At 70.5% G+C, this 681-nt stretch carries 1 protein-coding gene; it reads left to right on the top strand.

All coding sequences use genetic code 11. The annotated features are described in order from the left end of the window. Window positions 1–681, top strand: a 681-nt coding sequence (locus V6U88_RS30190; RefSeq protein ID WP_334458301.1) for an ice-binding family protein, incomplete at both ends; no start/stop codon positions are given.

Raw genomic sequence — 681 nt, forward strand, 5'->3', positions numbered from 1 at the left:
CGGCGCGGCCGTCGCCGTGCTGATCGTCAGCGGCACCGGCGCGAGCGCCGCTGAAGCACCGGTCGGCCTGGGGACGGCAGCGAACTTCTCCGTGCTGGCCGGCTCCACCGTCACCAACACCGGCCCGAGCTTCCTGGCCCAAAGTTTGGGTGTGCACCCCGGCGACACCGCCCCCGGCTTCCCGCCCGGAACCGTCGCCGGCGAAATCCACCTCGGCGACGCCGTCGCCCTGCAAGCCAAGAACGACCTCACCACCGCCTACAACGACGCCGCCGGCCGCACCCCGTTCACCAACCTCCCGGCAGAACTCGGCGGAGCCACCCTGCTCCCCGGCGTCTACCGCCTCGGCACCGCACAACTGACCGGCACCCTCACCCTCGACAGCCAGGGCGACCCCGCCGCGGTCTTCATCTTCCAGATCGCCTCCACCCTCATCACCGCCTCCAACAGCAGCGTCGTGTTCATCAACGGCGCCTCACCCTGCAACGTCTACTGGCAGGTCGGCAGCTCCGCCACCCTCGGCACCGGCACCCGCTTCCAGGGCAACATCCTGGCCCAGACCTCCATCACCATGAACACCGGCGCCACCCTCCAAGGCCGCGCCCTCGCCCAGACCGGCGCGGTCACCCTCGACACCAACACCATCAACGCCCCCGTCTGCCTACAACCGACCGGAACCCC

This window comes from Micromonospora sp. CPCC 205739, from assembly GCF_036906795.1.
In the GTDB taxonomy this organism is placed as follows: Bacteria; Actinomycetota; Actinomycetes; order Mycobacteriales; family Micromonosporaceae; genus Micromonospora.